The sequence below is a fragment of the Niveispirillum sp. GW835-FHT14G11 genome, assembly GCF_058793615.1.
In genome coordinates this window covers 206,461-221,173 of the sequence record NZ_JBXAFZ010000011.1, presented here as the reverse complement: position 1 = coordinate 221,173, position 14,713 = coordinate 206,461, and the positions used below count along the sequence as shown (strand labels likewise).

The window sequence follows — 14,713 nt, the reverse complement described above, 5'->3', positions numbered from 1 at the left end:
AGCATCCGTCAGGCGGCATGGGCAGCGGCAACGCCGCCAACCAGGTCACGGACCAGATCCCAGGCCAGCCCGGTGATCCCGGCCGCATCCGCCGCGATGCCGTAGATGTAGAAATCCGGGCGCAGCAGCACGGCCGCCGCCCCATTCGCGTCGAACCAGCGCGACAACTGTCCCTGCGGGTCCGTCAGCCCATCCAGCCCCACCTGCCAGACCGTACCGCCCAGCGCCTGCCACATGGCCGGCAACGCCGGCAGCGTTGCATCGGCGCGCAGGATCAGACGCCAGCCGCCGCCGGTGATATCGTCCAACAAGCACCCCTCACCGTCCTGGGGCTGGATGAAGCGCTGGCCCGACCCCGGCCGCACGATGCCGGCGGCGATGGCCGGGATCAGATCGGCGGCGGTGCGCGGCGGGCCGCCCGCCATCTGTGCCCGGATGGTGCGGTCACGCTCCGCCGCCTTGTCGCGGTCCAGGACGCAGATATAGCGCCCGGCTGCCACGGCGGCGCCGATCACGCTGCGCACATGCGGCTCGCGCTCCGGCTGATAAGTGTCCAGCAGCGCGTCGGGCGCCAGGCCCTTCAGCACCATGTCAAGCTTCCAGGCCAGGTTGGCCACGTCGCGGAAGCCATGGCACATGCCCTGACCGAAAAAGGGCGGCGTCTGGTGCGCGGCGTCACCGGCCAGGAAGACATTGCCCACCCGCCAGCACTCCGCCACCAGCCCGTGGAACCGGTATGTCGCCCCGCGCACGATCTTGTGCGGTACATCCCTGACCCAGGGTTCCAACAGACCCGCAACCTGTTCCGGCCGCATCATCTCACTGTCATCCTCCCCCGGCAGCAGCATGAATTCCCAGCGGCGCAGGTTGCGCGGGCCGGGCACGATGGTGGCGGGCCTTACGCCCAGCAGCTTGCGCACCGGCGAACTGGCCCCGTCGCAGGCGATAACATGGCGGACGGCGACGCGGCTTTCCACCTCACCCTCCAGCAGGGTCAGGAACACCTTCCCTCCCGCCTGTTCCAGCCCGGTCAGCCGGCAGCCCAGGCGCAATTGCACATGGTCGAACCGCGACAGGCCGGCGCGCAGGGCGTCTTCCAGCTCCGGCTGGTAGAAGAAATAGTCGTTGGACCAGCCAAAGGGCCGCGCTTGGCCCGCCGTGCCCATATAGCGGATGACCCCACCATCGGCCCCGACATGCAAATGCCCGTCGGTATCCCGCATCAGCGGCAGGATCGTTTCGGTCAGGTCAATATCCTGGAAAAGCCGGACCATTTCGTGATCGATATGGACGGCGCGTGGCAAGGGATGCGGGCTGGCAGCCTGCTCCACCACCAGGGTGCTGATGCCGCGGCGTCCCAGCAGATTGGCCACCAGCGCGCCCACGGGGCCGCAGCCGATGATGGCGACATCGAATTCCATTACCGCCCCCCGCCAAGATGCAGTTTCAGAAAGCGCAGCAGATCCGGGGCCAGTTGGGCACTGAAGCTGCCATCTTCCGCCGGGTCCTGCTCGCTGAACCAGAAATGGGTGGCACCCAGGACGGGCCGGCCACGGACGGGAAACCCGGCCTGGCGCAGGGCGGTCAGCATCCCCTCGCTCTGTCCCGGCAGCACATCCGTATCATGCATGCCCCAGGCCAGCAGGACCGGCAAGGCATTGCCCGTGCGCCGCACCTGCCGCAAAGGCGAAGCATCGGTATAAAGGCCGGGATCGTCATAGGGATCGGCGCCCAGCATACGTGCCGCGGCATCCTTTCCCGGTCCGGCATTGCCGGCCAGATCGGCCTGCCAATGGCTGAACAGATCATAGACTCCATAAATGCCGACCAGCGCCCGCAAGCCCGGCAGGGGGGCATCACCCTCCGCCTTGAACGGCGCCCTGTCCCCGCCCAAAGCCACCAGGGCCGCCAGATGCGCCCCGGCCGATGCACCCAGGATGGCGATACGGTCAGCGTCCAGCCCCAGATCCCCCGCCTTCGCCGCGATGAAGCACAGGGCGGCGCGCACGTCGCGCACATTGCCGGGAAAGACCGGCCCCGCAACGGCGCGGCGGTAATCGATGGCGAACAGCGCGATGCCCCGGCCTGCCAGATACCGGCCCCAGCCACCCAATGCCGCCTTGTCGCCCCGCAGCCAGGCCCCGCCGGGCACCGCCACCAGCACGGGATGCGGTCCCGGCCCGTCCGGGCGCCACAGGTCCCCGGCCAGGCCGCCCCCCGGATGGTCGCCGAAGACCAGGCTTTCCGGCCTCATGCCGCCACCGCCGGCGCCTTGTGGAAGCGGCCGTCCAGCATGATGGCCGACAGGTTGCGCTTGTCCTGAAGGATGCGGACATCGGCGGTGGGGTCACCGGCGACCAGCAGCAGGTCCGCCAGATACCCTTCCCGCACCAGCCCCACGGGCAGATCCATGATCTGCCCGCCCAGCCCCGTGGCGGCGGCCAGCGCCTCGGCCGGGCTATAACCGAACAGGGTCACGAAATGCTCCAGGTCGCGACCATTGCGACCGTTGGGATTGAAGGGGAAGCCATAGTCACCGCCCGGCAACACCCGCACACCGCGCTTCTTCAGTTCCGGGATCAGGCACGTGGCGCGTTCGATCACCGGCTTGGCGCTCTCCTTCATCGCACTCATGTCGATATGGGGTGGCGGCTTGGCCTCCAGGGTCGCGACGATAATGCCGATGGCCGGCGCCATGAAGATGTCGGCCTTCGCCGCCTCCAGCATGTCCACCGCCTCCGCATCGGCATAGGTGCAGTGATAAAGGACGCGCACGCCATGGCGCAGGCCCATCTTCACCGCGTCGGATGCCTGGGTATGGGCGTTCACCCACAGCCCCTGCTCCCGCGCCCGCTGACACGCCGCCGCGACCTCCGTATCGGTATAAAGGATGTGCTGCGATGCGCCGGGCAGCAGCGCATCCTCCCCGGACAGCAGCAATTTCACGCTATCAATGCCCAGTCCCTTGCAATGGTCGATGAAGGCGCGCATGGCGTCGGGACCGCGGCCATGGTCGATATGGCCGGTTTCCACCCCGTCGCCGCCGGGCGGGCTGCGTTCGATGGTCGATGCGCGCAGGCGCGGGCCGGGCAGATGGCCGTCACGGATATGGTCGCGCAGCACCACCTCCACCCGCTCCCCCAGGGCGCCGGCGGAATAGACGCTGGTGAAGCCATGGTCCAGCAGGACGCGGGCATTGCGCGCGGCGGCCAGGGTCATTTCCTCTGGCGGCAGTTCGAACCGGTGGATGATGCGTTCCACCGATGATGGCCAGGTCAGGTGTCCATGCGCCTCCACCAGGCCCGGCATCAGGGTGCCGCCCGTGCCATCCACGACAATGGCGCCGTCACGTGGCAGTTCCGGGTCGCTACCGAGCCGGGCCACAGCGGCGATACGCCCGTCCTCAACCATAACCTCGCCCCGGAAGCGGTCGGCGCCGGTGCCGTCGAAAATCCAGACATTGCTGAACAGGTGCCGCATGGGCAGCCTCCCTCATGGCCCGTGTTGACGGGCGAATTTCTCCGGTCGCGGCCGGGTCTTGCCCGGCGCGTCGATCAATATTTCTGCGGTTCGCAAAATCTCAGGCCGGCAGGCGCGCCACGCGGCCCGGATATACAGGTCTCATTGCCACCTCCCTGGTCGTCCCCGGTTGATCCGGGGATCGCTTCACTGACCCCACTATCAACCCAAGGGGCTGCAAGTTTGAAATTGAATGGATAAATTCGACGCATCACCGATTTGAATGCCCATGCCCCGGACCTTGGTTCCGGACCTTGGTTCATGATGGGAGAGACCGGCCGGACCCGATGGCGGCACGCGTGTCAGAACGCTGGCGCGGGCATTGGCGGGATATTTACGCTGAAACCCTTGCCACCCGCGGCCATGGCGGCTATATGCCTTACATCGACTTTGCTACTGGGTTATCTGCCGGCTACCGCTGGTTCGTCCCTGTCGTGACTTTGATGCCCGTATCGCACTCTCGCGCCGGGCAGCTCCGAACGGGAACTATCCCAGGAGGCTTTCATGAGCATCGGTACCGTCAAGTGGTTCAATAGCACCAAGGGCTTCGGCTTCATCCAGCCCGAGGATGGCTCTGCCGACGTTTTCGTGCATATCTCCGCCGTTGAGCGCGCTGGCCTGTCCACCCTGAATGAAGGCCAGAAGGTCAGCTTCGACCCCGTGCGCGACCCGCGCAAGGGCAAGACCGCTGCCGAGAACCTGCGCGTCGCCTAAGCGACGTCGGGTCCTGATCAAGGCGGTGGCATGGTTTCATGCCGCCGCCTTTTTCATGTCCGCCGTCTGTGGTTCTTATCGGACCGGCGGCGCCCCGTAATAGTCCGGCGCCCCGTCCAGCCGCACGTCGATCCGGTCCAGCAGGAAGCCGGGATCGAGCGCATGGACCCTGATCCGATGCGCCCCGGCGGGAAGCTGTCCCAGCGCCATTGTGCGGACGGCACTGTTGGACAGGACATTGCCCTTCCATTCCTCACTGCGGCCATGCGTCTGGTAATCCAGCACCTGCACCGCACCATCATCCACCTGGAGCCCGATACGCAGCCCGTTGTTACCCGTCAAAGGATGCACGGGCAGGGCCACGATGCGCAACTCGGCTCCTGTAGTTGCCCACGTCTGGAAGGTGAAGGTCAATGGCGGCACAGCGGCGGCTTGCGTCGCCGATGGCAGGGACAGCCTGGATCGCAGCGCATCGCCGCGCGACCCCAGGCCGGGCACCATCTCCCATACACCATCAGGCGCCAGCGTTGCGTCGGCCGCTTTCAACGAGATAATGCGGTTCAGTTCCACCGGCGCATCGGGCGACGGGGCGGGCAGCAGCGTGGCCGCCACCTTGATCGCGCGGCCGGCGCATTGCACCGTACCAGCCTCCAGTACCTGGCCGCCATCATAGCGCAGTTCCACCCGCTGCTCGAACCCGTTCGCGGCCTCCAGCCGGCCACCGGTGGCGGTGGGGACGATGCCTTTCGCTCCGGCCAGCGTCCAGTCCGCCGCCTCGCCATGGCTGTAAAGCGTCAGGCTGTGGCTGGCGGGCCGGCCGATGACAAAGACCAGTTCTGACGGATCGATGGCGCAGCCGGGACGGGGGACGATATCCACCCTGGGATAGGCGGGTTCCGCGAAGACCGGCAGGCGGCGGGGCGCCATGTCCATCATGCCGCGCCATTTGCTGCCGTTCCGGTCATTATAGGCAGCGGTATCGGCGACGATGCTGGCATGCGCCGCACGGGCCCGGTCGGCATAGGCATTGACATTGGCCCGCCCCCGCCTTGCATACAGGGCCGCCAGGTCCAGCGTCAGGTTGCGTTCGTTGATGGCGGCAGCGGCGCGGACGGGGTAGAGCACCAGTTGGAAATAGGCGTCGCTGCGGTCGGCCGGCAGCCGGGATGCCAGAGCGGCAGCCCGCGCCGCCAGATCCGCGTAGCGGTCGATCCGCGCATGGGCCTCCGCCCCGCCGGTGCGGATATGATCGCCGATGCGGATGGGCCGCGTCGGTTCGGTCTGGCTGAAGCCCATGAATTCAGGTCGTCGCTCGAATGCCAGATCGTAATAATCGGTGAGGATGTCGGCGACCTCCACAGCCGCAGCCTTACCGAACTGCCGCTCCGCCCAGGCTTCCAGATGCTGGCGCGGCGTGGGGGCAAGGCTGCGGTGGTCGAAGGCCAGATCCAGGAAATACTGGGTCAGATACTCGCCGGGCTTGATGTCGCCGACATTCACCACCCAGATCTTGCGGGCCCGCATCTGCCAGGCCCGGTCCATCTGCTCTCGGATCAGGGCCGGGTGGGTGGTGGCCAGCCAGAGATAGTCGTGCGGACGCCCCCAGTAGGAGATGTGATAATAGACGCCCGACCCGCCTCTGCGGGCCTGTTCAAGGGGGCTGGGGAGCCGGTTGATATAGCCGTAATTATCCTCCGGCCAGACCAGGGTGACGTAGTCGGGCACCACCAGCCCGGACTTGTAGATATCCAGCACCTCCTTATAGAGGGTCAGAACCTGGGGCACCTGGGTTGCCGGGCGGTTCTGGGCCGTGGCCAGCAGGTCGCGCTGGATGCCCATCACCTGTTCCATGGCATCGCGCGCCGCCTCCGGCGAGGTGGTGCCTTCCATGGCGCTGTCATGCTTGCCGCGCAGGCCGATGGAATAGATGGTCTCGAACCCCTTCACCTCGTCGGCCCGCTGGCGCCAGTAATCGATCATGGCGGCGCGGTTGGTGAAGAAGTTGAACGGGCCACGCGCGCCCTCGTCCCATTCCCGCACATTATTGCGCATCATCGGCTCGGCATGGGAGGTGCCGACGACGATGCCATAGGCGTCCGCCATCTGGGCATTGCCGGGGATCTGGTAGAAGGGCCTGGTGCTGTCATGCATGGCCGGCCAGATCAGGTTGGCCTTCAGCCGCCACATCAACTCAAAGATGCGGGCATAGGTTTTCGGGCCGATATCGCCCGTTTCCGGCTCATAGGTCTTGGCCGCCCAGGGCTGCAGGCCCCAATCCTCATCATTCAGGAAGATGCCGCGATACTGGACGGACGGGCTGTCGGAACGGATGCGGGCGCCGTCGACCGACAGGCGCCCGACCCGGCGCGGCGTGACATCGGCCCACCATTCCCAGGCGGAAATACCCATCTCCCGCGTCAGGTCAACCACGCCCCAGACGGCACCGCGCGGGTCCGATCCGGCAATCAGCAGAAAGCGGCGCGACGGGTCGCGCCTGGACCGGATGGAAAGGCGCACATAGCGCTCCCACTGCCCGGCGATGTCGGACAGATCAATCCCCTCCTCCCGCGCAAGGGCCTGCACCAGATCGGACGTGATCGTACCCACAACGATACAGAGCTGGCGGCACTGCGCCATGTCGGTCGAAACGGCCGGTGCCTGCCCCGTCAACTGCGCCAGATCGCGGGCCAGCAGGTCGCCCGCCAGCATAGTGGGCTGCCCGCCATCATGGATGATGCCGGCCACGCGGCTGCCATCGAAGAGCTCAACGGGATTCGCTGCCGCCGCGGGTGACAGAAGGGAAGCGGTGATGACGGACAGAAGGAGGCGTGACAGGCGGAACATGATCTCTCTCAACGACGATCCGGCGGATTGGATTGACGCACGGATCGCCACCCTGCTGCGCCCCTTGCCAATGGTCCGCATAATATTCGGAGGGTATTTATCATACAATATAGAATATTGTGCCGATATATGGGATTTCGTCGCGATCAGCCACCCGGAAGCAGGGTGTCTTGACACCCGCTGCCATGGCCATTCACATCAGTTGGAGATATCGTTATCCATAAATTCACAAGACAATCAGATCCCATGGTGCGCGGATTTCATGCTGATCGGCATCAAGGCCGACATCATTTTCCGCAAAAAGGGCGGCATAATCATTGCCTCATCGGATCGGGGCCGGCCCGGTGCTCTCCCGCTCCCGTAGGGTGAAGGGCGCCACATGGTGGCGGATGGCCGGTGCCGCCCCACCCCGCCGCTCCTTGATGAAATCGGTCAGCATCTCCACGGCCTTGGATGCCATCTCCGCAATGGGCTGGTGCACGGTGGTCAGTTGCGGCCACATTAGCGACGCGATGGGCGTATCGTCGAAGCCGGCGATGGAAAGGTCTGTCGGCACGCGCAGGCCGGCCCCCAGCGCGACGGCCATGATGGCCGCAGCCATGTCGTCATTGCTGGAAAAGATGGCGGTGGGCCGCGTATCGCCCCCGATGAGCAGGCGTCGGCCCGCTTCCAACCCGGACCGGTAGCTGAAATCACCCTGCATCACCCATTCCGCGCGCACCGACTGGCCTGCCTGGGCCATGGCGGCACGGAACCCCTCCTCCCGACGCAGTGCGGGGGAATGGCTGGGATTGCCACGCACGAAGGCAATGTCGCGATGGCCCAGCGACAGCAGGTGCCGCGCCATGGCCCGCGCACCCTCGAAATCATCGATCAGCACAGCGGATGAGTGTGAGCGCGGGTCGGCCGTGGCGAAGCTCAGCGCAGCGATGTCAGCCTGCCAGAGCAGGTCCAGCGCCTCCAGACTGTCGCACAGCGGCGGGGGCAGGATCATGCCGTCCACCCCTGCGGCCACAAGTTTGCGCACAGCATCCACGGGTGCGGGATGGGCGGCCACCGGCTCGATCACCAGTTGGCTGCCGTCGCGCCCGCTCTGATGGAACGCCCCCATCAGGAAATCGCCCAGGTTGCCCGATCGTGGATTGTTGAACAGCACGCCGATACGGAAACTGCCTGATCGCGCCACCCGCGCCGCGACGTTGGGCACATAGTTCAACTCACGGATCGCTGCTTCCACCTTCTTGCGCAGCGGTTCGCGCACCTTGGTGCCGTTGGCGACACGCGACACGGTCATCGGCGACACGCCGGCCAGTTTGGCCACATCATGGACCGTGACGGCCGGCCTGCGGCGAACCGCACCGGGATTGTCGTTCTCGTCCCCCAAAATATCCCCCCGTCCCCCGCAATCCCGCGCTGCCTGCATGTCACGATAACAGGTGACGGGACGCCGCTTTTCTCAAGGCGTTATAGGCTGGGGACGATGATTAGGGAAGATGGCGGTATGCGCCCCTGTCGATAACGATATCCCGCCCGATATCGCTGTGGGGAATGCCAATGACCGGGGACCGTTCAGGCCGTGCAAAGTCAATTGTAGAGCGCCGCCGCCCCGCTGCCGGTGCGGACAATGGCTTCCACCTCGGTAGCGGGGATGTCCATGATGTCGGCCGCCTCATCGATCGTGAAATCTTCCGACAGGACCAGGAACAGCACCTGGCGGGCCTGCCATGACAGCCACCGATATGCATCCCCCTCCAGCCGGTCCTGATTGAAAAGATTGGCGTAGAGACGGTTGTACAGCTTGAACAAACCCACCTTGCCATCGGCCCCGGCCGGCAGGATGCTGCCGTCTGTGGCCAAAATCTCCAGCAGGGCGCCAGTATAGGCATCGGCGGAAGCCTGGCTGCCAGACATCGCTTCGGCATGGCGGCGCAGGGCCGGCAGATGCGGCTCCACGCTGCTCAGATCAATGAGGACGGCCTGGGGATGAAATGCGGCTTCGGCGATCGCGATTTGCATCTGATTGTCTCCCTGCTGGGTGAATGATGGGCAATTCATGCCCCTCACTTTCGTTCACCATCTGGACCGGAAACTATGGAAACGACAAGAAAACTTCCTGACTAAGGCATTGTTATCGCCATGGTTCTATGTCTGCCGCCGGCTAAATCATTCGCCATAGGGTGGGTCCGTGGATCATGTCGGCGCCACCAACGCGGACTAGGGCCAAATGGCGGTACTCGTCTCACGGACCTGGACGAACGGAGAGGATCTGACGGCTCCCGATGCCCCCTGTCCGGTCGGTGTCGGCCTCCGCCCGATAGGGAGCGAACCGCGCCACGGCCTCATCCACCGCCAGGTGCCGGCCGATGGCGGGAAAGGCGCGCTGGGCACAGTCCGGCCGCTCGCACACCTTGCAGCCGGCACCGATGGGGGTGGCCGCCTCCACATCCGACAGGTCCATACCCTTGGCATAGACCAGACGGCCGGCATGGCGCATGTCGCAGCCCAGTCCTATAGCGAACTGCTTGGCGGGATTGCCATAGCCACCGGCCCCCTGGCTGACCGTGCGCGCCACCCACAGATATTGCCGCCCGTCCGGCATCAGCGCCCGCTGGGTCAGGATGCGGCCGGGCTGGGCGAAGGCCTCATACACGTTCCACAAGGGGCAGGAGCCGCCGACACGGGAGAAATGGAAATCGGTGGCCGATTGCCGCTTGGAGATATTGCCTGCCCGGTCCACCCGCACGAAGAAGAAGGGCACGCCACGCGCATCCGGCCGTTGCAGGGTGGAAAGACGGTGGCAGATGGTCTCAAATCCTACACCGAACTGTCGCTCCAGCCGCTCGATATCGTATCGCAGGCTTTCGGCGGCGGACAGGAAGAGCTGATAGGGCAGGATGACCGCGCCCGCGAAATAATTGGCCAGCCCGATCCGGGCCAACCGCCGCGCCTCCTCCCCGGAGAAGTCCGCTTGCGCCGTCAACCGGTCCAACTCCTCCGCCTGTTCCAGGAAGGCCACCTGCGTGGCCATATGGAAGGCCCGCTGGCCCGCCGTCAGATCAGCGGACAAGTAAAGCGTGCGACTGACCGCGTCGAAGCGGCGCGACACCCGGTCGTGCTCCAACCCGCTCTCCATCACCACCCGCACGTCATGGCGACGGGCGAGATGGATCAACAGGCCCGGCGCCATGTTACCGATGGTGAGACCGGCACCGCGGTGCAACGCCGATGCCGCCGCGTCCAACGATTCCACATGGTTATGGCGGGCATAGAAGAAGTCCCGAACCTCCTCGAACGGCATTAGCGGCTTAGGCGTGGCCTGCCAATCCTCACCCAGTCTGGCCGACACCTGCTCCAGCCGCCCGGATGCCTCGCGGTAGCGGCGGTGCAGGCCAAGAAGCGCCTTGCCCACCGATGGCATGCTGGAGGCCAGTTCCTTCAATTCGGCCAGGGCCACACCGTCCGCCACCCCGGCCTCAGTCAGCGCTTCCCGCAGGTCGGCGACCAGCCGTGCCTCCTCATCCTCCGAAAAGAGCTGCACATCGACGCCGAACGCGGCGTTGATCTTCAGCAGGACGGGAACAGTCAGCGGTCGCAGGTTCTGCTCCAGCTGGTTCAGATAGCTGGGTGAAAGCCCCAGCGCCCGGGCGAGGGCCGCCTGGCTCAGCCCCCTCTCCTCCCGCAACCGGCGAAGCCGGACACCGACGAACTGTTTACGCATGCCCCACCATTCACAACATTCACACATTTGCAGATCAATCTGCGCAGACATTCACTAATTCAGGCATCCCCTGAATTGTGCTTTGCAAATATTGAGAATGATCTTGTGATTGGCAAGCGGATTGGAGAAGCGCCATGCCTGTGACCGCGATGAAGACCGACTATGCGCTGATTGAAACCCGCACCGTGCTGCTGGAAGTCGTGCGCGCGGACCCATCCGGCCAAGATGATGGCACGCTGTTCGCTGGCGACGCCCTGCGCTTGATGGGCAAGGCGGCACTGGCCGTCGCCAGAGGTTACACCAATGGCAAGGTGATGATGGTGCGAACGGACGATGTCTGCTTTCACCAGCCGCTGCCCATCGGCCATCTGCTGGACCTGACGGCCCGCCTGATCCATGTGAACGGTGCCGTCATGACCATTCTGGTCGATGGCATGATGCAATCGCCAACCAGCGGTCGCCGCACGCTGGCGCTGAGCGGCTATTTCCAGATGATCGCCGTCACTTGACGGCTGCATCCCGGTGGGCGAGGGCCATATCCACGAAAGCGCGCAGATAGTCGATATCGGCGTCGGCCTCCCGGAAACCCAGAAAAATCTGTTTGTCCACGCCATCCGGGCCCAGCCGCACCGGCGATACCCCGAATTTCGGCCCGAATTCCTCCACCATCCAGCGCGGCAGCGCCGCCACGCCGCGCCCGTGCGACACCATCAGCAGCATAATGTCCGTCGTCTCGATCTCCTTGTGCTGCTTCGGGCTGACGCCGGCCGGCATCAGGAAGCGGGTATAGATGTCCAGACGGTCGGTGGGGACGGGATAGGTGATCAGTGTCTCGTCGGCAACCTGCCGCGCCTCGACATATTCCGCTTCTCGCAACCGGTGGTCCGGCCCCACCACTAACACCTGCTCGTAATCGAATACTGGTTCGAATCGCAGGCCCGGTTTGAACAGGGGGTCGGGGGTCACCAGCATGTCGATGTCATAGCCGAACAAGGCACCGATGCCGCCGAACTGCACCTTCTGGCGGACATCCACATCCACCCGGGACCAGGTGTCGAGATAGGGGGCCACGATCTTCAGCAGCCATTGGTAGCAAGGATGGCATTCCATCCCGATACGCAGATTGCCCCGCTCTCCCTTGGCGAATTGCTGCAACCTTTCCTCGGCATGGGTCAGTTGCGGCAGCAAGCGGTTGGCGACGGCCAGCAGCCATTCCCCCGCCTGGGTCGGCCGCAGGCTGCGCCCCTCCCGATGCCAGATGGCGATGCCGATCTGGTCCTCAAGCTTGCGGATGGAATGGCTCAGCGCTGATTGCGTCAGGTTCAAATGGCTGGCCGCCGCCGTCAGCGACCCCTGCCGATCCACCTCACGGATGATGGATAGATGGATACGTTCCAGGATCGACATGGCGACCACCACATGATTGAGATTCATCGATTAATGAATTCATACCATTTTTATTCATGAATTCCAGGTCATATGGTCCCGGTCGTTTCCCATCCCCAAGGTGAAGACCATGGTAACGACCCACAATCTCGGCTTCCCCCGCATCGGCGCCAAACGCGAACTGAAGTTCGCCCAGGAGGCCTACTGGAAGGGTCTGACCTCGCGCGGCGAGCTGACGCGTATCGGTGCCGACCTGCGCGCCCGCCATTGGCACGACCAGGCCGCCCTCGACCTCGTGCCCGTTGGCGATTTCTCCTTCTACGATCAGATCCTGGACATGAGCTTCACGCTGGGCAATCTGCCGGAGCGGGTACGCGGCTTCCACGGTGACAAACTGGATAATTACTTCCGTGTGGCACGGGGCCGGTCAGCCAAGGGGACCGAGGATCATGCCGATTGCTGCGGCGGGGTCGCAGCCGGCGAGATGACCAAGTGGTTCGATACCAACTATCACTACATCGTCCCGGAATTTGACGCCGAAACGCAGTTCACTCTGGATTCCAGCCGCCTGCTGGAACAGTTGGCTGAAGCCAGGGCGCTGAGCGTGAGGGCGAAGCCGGTAATTATCGGGCCCGTGACATATCTGGCGATCGGCAAGGCCAAGGATGGTTCTGACAAGCTGTCCCTGCTCCCCCGCCTCCTGCCCGTCTATGCCGAGCTGCTGAAGGCGCTGGCCGACAACGGGGTGGAATGGGTGCAGATGGATGAGCCGATCCTGGTGACCGAACTTGACAGCACATGGCGCGGTGCCGTCACGCAGGCCTACGCGGCGCTGAAGGGCAGTGGCGTCAAGCTGCTGCTGGCCACCTATTTCGGCCAGTTGCGGGAGAACCTGGCCCTCACCGCCGAACTGCCGGTCCAGGGTATCCACCTGGACGCCATCAATGCCCGTGACGAGGTCAACGCCCTGATCCGCGCCACGCCGTCCGACCGGGTGATATCGCTGGGTGTCGTCAAAGGCCGCAACATCTGGAAGACCGACCTGGCGGCGGTGCTGAACTGGTTGGAGCCGGTGGCGATCCAACTGCGAGAGCGCCTGTGGATAGCGCCCTCCTGCTCTTTACTGCATGTGCCGGTTGATCTGGCGGGCGAGCGCAAGCTGGATGCAGAGATCAAGTCCTGGCTAGCCTTCGCCATCCAGAAGCTGGCCGAGATCAAGATACTGGCCAGGGCGCTGTCCCAGGGCCGGGATGCCGTCGCCGATGATCTGGCCGTAAACGAAGCCGCCATCGCCACCCGCCGCCATTCTACCCGCGTCAACAATCCGGCCGTAAAGGCGGCAATCGCCCGTATTGATGCCAACCTCGGTCAACGCAAAGCCACCTTCGCCGAGCGTGCGGCCAAGCAGCAGGTGCATCTGAACCTGCCGCTTTACCCCACCACCACCATCGGCTCCTTCCCGCAGACCAAGGAGATCCGGTTGGTGCGCAGCGCCTTCAAGGCCGGCAACCTGGATCTGACAGCCTATGAAAGGGCCATGCGCCAGGAAATCGAACGGTCCGTGCGCGAGCAGGAGGCCCTGGGCCTGGACGTGCTGGTGCATGGCGAGGCCGAGCGTAACGACATGGTCGAATATTTCGGGGAGCAGTTGGACGGTTACGCCTTCAGCCAGGGTGGGTGGGTGCAATCCTACGGCTCGCGCTGTGTAAAGCCGCCGATCCTGTTCGGCGATATCAGCCGCCCACGCGCGATGACCGTGGACTGGATCACCTATGCCCAGTCGCTGACGGAAAAGCCGATGAAGGGCATGCTGACCGGTCCCGTCACCATCCTGAACTGGTCCTTCGTGCGCGACGACCAGCCGCGGTCGGTTTCCTGCTATCAGCTGGCGCTGGCCATCCGCGAGGAGGTGCTGGATCTGGAGAAGGCCGGCGTACGCATCATCCAGATCGATGAAGCGGCGCTGCGTGAAGGATTGCCGCTACGCCGGGCGCAATGGCAGGACTATCTGCACTGGGCGGTGGAGAGCTTCCGTATCACGGCCAATGGCGTGGCCGACGAGACCCAGATCCACACCCATATGTGCTATTCGGAATTCAACGACATCATCGCGTCAATTGCTGACATGGATGCCGACGTCATCACCATCGAGACCTCGCGGTCGGACATGGAGTTGCTGGAGGCATTCGACAATTTCAACTATCCCAATCAGATCGGCCCCGGCGTCTATGACATCCATTCGCCCAACATCCCGACCGAGGCGCATATCGTCGACCTGATGAAGAAGGCGGCGGAGCGCATTCCAGCCGACCGTCTGTGGGTCAATCCCGATTGCGGCCTGAAGACGCGGGCCTGGAATGAAGTGATCCCAGCCCTGACCAGCATGGTCAATGCCGCCCGGACCCTGCGCGCGGGCTTGTCCTGATTTCAAGGTTGGGGGCGGGAAAGCCGCTCCCAACCTTCACAACCTTCCCAAATTCGCAAGCTGACCTCGGCAAATCTCCACCATTTCAGCCATTCACCAATGGGGTC

11 protein-coding genes are annotated in these 14,713 nt (G+C 64.4%); 3 read left to right on the top strand and 8 right to left on the bottom strand.

Features of this window, described 5'->3' with window-relative positions; genetic code table 11:
• Positions 1-8: 8 nt before the first annotated feature.
• From AC1Q7F_RS20780 to AC1Q7F_RS20770, 3 genes are read right to left on the bottom strand one after another with little or no spacing between them, the layout of a single operon-like run.
• Complete coding sequence (locus AC1Q7F_RS20780; RefSeq protein WP_492510415.1) at positions 9-1,421, bottom strand: FAD-dependent monooxygenase; 1,413 nt, start codon at positions 1,419-1,421, stop codon at positions 9-11.
• The gene (locus AC1Q7F_RS20775) at positions 1,421-2,254 is read right to left on the bottom strand and encodes an alpha/beta hydrolase fold domain-containing protein (protein ID WP_492510414.1); all 834 of its coding nucleotides are present in this window, start codon (positions 2,252-2,254) and stop codon (positions 1,421-1,423) included. Before AC1Q7F_RS20775 ends, AC1Q7F_RS20780 begins: the two co-directional genes overlap by 1 nt.
• A complete protein-coding gene (locus AC1Q7F_RS20770; RefSeq protein ID WP_492510413.1) occupies positions 2,251-3,480 on the bottom strand; it encodes an amidohydrolase family protein in 1,230 nt (409 codons plus the stop codon). The genes AC1Q7F_RS20775 and AC1Q7F_RS20770 overlap by 4 nt, the downstream gene beginning before the upstream one ends.
• A 543-nt stretch (positions 3,481-4,023) precedes the next feature.
• On the opposite strand from AC1Q7F_RS20770, the gene AC1Q7F_RS20765 reads away from it, so the two are divergent.
• Entirely contained in the window at positions 4,024-4,233 is a 210-nt protein-coding gene (locus tag AC1Q7F_RS20765; RefSeq protein WP_492510412.1) for a cold-shock protein, read from the top strand.
• Between the two features lie 75 nt (positions 4,234-4,308).
• On the opposite strand, the gene AC1Q7F_RS20760 is transcribed toward AC1Q7F_RS20765, so the two are convergent.
• The 4 genes from AC1Q7F_RS20760 to AC1Q7F_RS20745 form a co-directional block, all read right to left on the bottom strand.
• Positions 4,309-7,077, bottom strand: a complete 2,769-nt coding sequence (locus AC1Q7F_RS20760; RefSeq protein WP_492510411.1) for a glycosyl hydrolase 115 family protein — start codon at positions 7,075-7,077, stop codon at positions 4,309-4,311.
• A gap of 322 nt (positions 7,078-7,399) precedes the next feature.
• Positions 7,400-8,461, bottom strand: coding sequence for a LacI family DNA-binding transcriptional regulator (locus AC1Q7F_RS20755; protein WP_492510410.1), 1,062 nt, complete (start codon positions 8,459-8,461; stop codon positions 7,400-7,402).
• Positions 8,462-8,661: 200 nt separating this feature from the next.
• Complete coding sequence (locus AC1Q7F_RS20750; RefSeq protein WP_492510409.1) at positions 8,662-9,093, bottom strand: hypothetical protein; 432 nt, start codon at positions 9,091-9,093, stop codon at positions 8,662-8,664.
• A 223-nt stretch (positions 9,094-9,316) separates the two neighbouring features.
• Positions 9,317-10,795, bottom strand: coding sequence for a short-chain fatty acyl-CoA regulator family protein (locus AC1Q7F_RS20745; protein ID WP_492510408.1), 1,479 nt, complete (start codon positions 10,793-10,795; stop codon positions 9,317-9,319).
• Between the two features lie 134 nt (positions 10,796-10,929).
• Between AC1Q7F_RS20745 and AC1Q7F_RS20740 the strand changes: the two genes are divergently transcribed.
• Positions 10,930-11,304: a hotdog domain-containing protein gene (locus tag AC1Q7F_RS20740; protein ID WP_492510407.1), complete on the top strand. Its 375-nt coding sequence runs from the start codon at positions 10,930-10,932 to the stop codon at positions 11,302-11,304.
• Here AC1Q7F_RS20740 and AC1Q7F_RS20735 read toward each other — a convergent pair.
• On the bottom strand, positions 11,297-12,229 hold the full coding sequence (locus tag AC1Q7F_RS20735; RefSeq protein WP_492510405.1) for a LysR family transcriptional regulator: 933 nt from the start codon (positions 12,227-12,229) through the stop codon (positions 11,297-11,299). The two genes, AC1Q7F_RS20740 and AC1Q7F_RS20735, sit on opposite strands and share 8 nt — an antisense overlap.
• Before the next feature lie 82 nt (positions 12,230-12,311).
• Here AC1Q7F_RS20735 and metE point away from each other — a divergent pair, with 82 nt between their 5' ends.
• Positions 12,312-14,606, top strand: coding sequence for a 5-methyltetrahydropteroyltriglutamate--homocysteine S-methyltransferase (gene metE / locus AC1Q7F_RS20730; RefSeq protein ID WP_492510403.1), 2,295 nt, complete (start codon positions 12,312-12,314; stop codon positions 14,604-14,606).
• Positions 14,607-14,713 lie beyond the last annotated feature (107 nt).